This is a genomic window from Oleiphilus sp. HI0123, from assembly GCF_001635315.1.
Window position 1 is genome coordinate 1 of the sequence record NZ_LWGE01001434.1, and the last position, 2,981, is coordinate 2,981.

Below are 2,981 nucleotides of genomic sequence, written 5' to 3' on the forward strand. Positions count from 1 at the left end.
AGTATCAGAGGTACTAGACCTTACCTACAATACTGTTGATCTTGCGATTCTGGACACCTCTGCCACCTGTCATATGCCTGATACAATTGAAATGCCTTATCGAGCTGATATTTTTGGTGCCGGAGCAAGTGATGAATTTACTTATAACTATCGTTTAGGCGGGCAGACTTGTTTAGCGGGTGACGTCATGGGCGATTACAGTTTTCAAGAGCCCTTAAGCATTGGCCAAAGACTGATGTTTGACGACATGACACATTACACCATGGTCAAAACCAATACCTTTAATGGCATTGGTTTACCGGCTATCGCGATCTGGAATTCAGAAACTGATACGCTTCGAATAGTCAAAGAGTTCGGCTATGACGACTTCAAAANCCGTTTATCATAAGGGGCATAGAGCATGGATTTAGACACAAACGAATTTGACCAACTCGCAGCGCCTGGCTATCCCATTTTTTTAGGTTCAGAGTTTAAACACCCTAAACCTGAAGACGCCTTTTTTCATATTTTGCCCATACCCTATGAGGAGTCTGTTTCTTACGGCGGCGGCACAGGCTTAGGTCCAGCGGCTATTTTAGAAGCTTCCTGGCAGCTTGAAACTTGGGACGGTACAAGTAATCCTAGTACGAAAGGTATTTATACTCACCCTCCTGTCGACATGGCAGGAAGTGCAGAGCAAGTCATTGCAAACATCGCACTTGCCACAACAAATATAATTGAGCGCGGTGGTTTCCCTATTGGCTTAGGCGGCGAACATACGGTGACCTATGGCATTATTAAAGGGCTTCTGGATGCTGGCATAGATGACTTTGGTGTGGTGCAAATCGATGCCCATGCCGACTTGCGCGAAGCGTACGAAGGCAACCCGTATAGCCACGCCTCCGTAATGAAACGCATCGTTGATTTGGGTGTCCCTTTATTTCAGCTGGGTATTCGCGCGTACTGCGAAGAAGAAATGCGGACTCGCAAAGCACACGGTGTACGTCATATCGATGCGGACATTTTAGTGCCCCAAAATATCCAAAAAATAGATTTGCCTGATAACTTCCCGAGCAAAGTGTTCTTTACGCTAGACATTGATGGCATGGACCCTTCCGTATTTCCCTCAACAGGCACGCCCGTGCCAGGTGGGCTTGGCTGGTATCAAACATTGTCCTTATTTGAGTCAGTCGCAAAACAATGCGAAATCATCGGTTTCGATATTACCGAGTTCGCACCAATCAAAGGCTTTCATGCTTACGAATTTTCGGCAGCACTCCTGACATATAAAATGATGGGCATTATTGAAAGGCTTCAATCTAGGTAATTTACCCACCGGTAAGATTCATTTCTCATTATTGTGGCTCTCTTTAAGTCTGAATTGGCATTACTCTAACTGACCAAATAAATGTCCATCTCACAGAGTGTTTGTTCTTTGTGGGTAAGGTTATATGAGTTCCTTAAGATAGGTTGATTATGAGAATTAGAAAAAAAGCCGCGCTAACTGTTTTGGGTCTGCTGATATGTGTTGTCAGTGTAAGCTTCTTGTATGTAAAGCGCCTTGCTAAAGGTGACCTGCCAAAGTGGGACCCTGAAGGCTATTTAACAGTCGATGCCAATGGCATGAAATTCTCGGTAAATGTTCGTGGCGATAAGGTAAATACGCCGGTTATATTACTTCATGGCTTTCCTGAGTCTGCGGTTATGTGGGATAAGCTTATGGATGAGCTTGCGACCAAAGATTACTACGCTATTGCCCCCAACCAGCGTGGCTATAGTTCAGACGCTAGACCTGGCGAGCTTAAGTCGTATGAATTAGATTACCTGGTTTCTGATGTGTTACAGATTGCTGATAATCTAGGGATAAAGAAATTTCACTTAGTGGGCCATGATTGGGGTGCTGGTGTGGGTTGGAAGCTCGCGGCTGACTATCCCGATCGTGTGATCAGTTATGTGGCTATTTCAGTGCCTCATATTGATTCTTTCGGAAAGGCCTACAGAGAAGATCCGGATCAATACGAATCAAGTGACTATATTCGCTTCTTTCAGAAAAAGACCATACCCGAATATGTCTTAGCTCAAAATGATTATGAAAAATTGCGAGCTGTTTGGACTAGTCATGAGGATGCAGAAACTGAACACTACTTAAATATCCTCAAACAAGAGCATGCACTAACGAGCGCTTTAAACTGGTATCGCGCAAACTTTCCAGCATTTGATGTCGGTTTAAACATTGGACAAGTTGATGTACCAACGACTTTTATATGGGGTAATCAGGATGTAGCGTTAAAGCGCTCGGGGGTTGTGGGTACGCGTGACTTGGTTAGTGCTGAGTATGAGGTTATTGAGATGGAAGCGGGCCACTGGGTTATTCAAGAAAAATACGAAGAGTTATCTCGCCATATTCTTGGCCATCTTGCAAAGCAGCGTTGAAATTTGCTGCCTGGATTTTGAGGCAAAAAAATACCCACCAAGTTTAATTAGATTAGTATCTGATAAACAGGGCGGGTGAAACTTCGCTGCTAAAGGGGTTGGTATAGCAGCGTTGTTTTTAAAACTCTAGAGTAAGCTAAGCTGTTTCAGCTTCTTTCTTTGGTGCTGCTTTTTTAGCTGGTGCTTTTTTAGCTGCTGCTTTTTTAGCTGGTGCCTTCTTTGCTGGAGCTGCTTCTTCTTTCTCGATTTTAGAGATGATGTCTGAAGCGTAGTCAGCAACGATCTTGTTTACTTCACGTGCTTTGCTATAAGCGATGTCAGAAACTTCGTCGTGCTTAGCTTTTACAGTGTCTAGCTTGTATAGCTTTTCGATGTACTCGAAAGATGCAGCTGCAAGTGCTTTGTGCTGCTCTTCAACAGTAGCGATTGCTTTTTCAACGATGTCTTGAACTTGCTCTTGGTAAGATTTGATAGTGCCCATGATAGTATCCTTTTCTCTGTAAGTATCTCAGCGCTGTGGATTTAATTTCCACAAATTCTTAATTCACCACCAACGATACGCTGATAAA

General features: G+C 43.7%; 3 protein-coding genes and 1 pseudogene. 3 read left to right on the forward strand and 1 reads right to left on the reverse strand.

Annotated elements, in window-relative coordinates; translation table 11 throughout:
- The 3 genes and pseudogenes from A3761_RS18630 to A3761_RS18640 form a co-directional block, all read left to right on the forward strand.
- Positions 1-388, forward strand: a pseudogene (locus A3761_RS18630) (carboxynorspermidine decarboxylase); the annotation flags it as partial.
- A gap of 12 nt (positions 389-400) precedes the next feature.
- Entirely contained in the window at positions 401-1,306 is a 906-nt protein-coding gene (speB, locus tag A3761_RS18635; RefSeq protein WP_068509222.1) for an agmatinase, read from the forward strand.
- A gap of 149 nt (positions 1,307-1,455) precedes the next feature.
- On the forward strand, positions 1,456-2,412 hold the full coding sequence (locus A3761_RS18640) for an alpha/beta fold hydrolase (RefSeq protein WP_082865344.1): 957 nt from the start codon (positions 1,456-1,458) through the stop codon (positions 2,410-2,412).
- 136 nt (positions 2,413-2,548) lie between these two features.
- On the opposite strand, the gene A3761_RS18645 is transcribed toward A3761_RS18640, so the two are convergent.
- Positions 2,549-2,893, reverse strand: a complete 345-nt coding sequence (locus A3761_RS18645) for a hypothetical protein (protein WP_068509224.1) — start codon at positions 2,891-2,893, stop codon at positions 2,549-2,551.
- Positions 2,894-2,981: the final 88 nt, after the last annotated feature.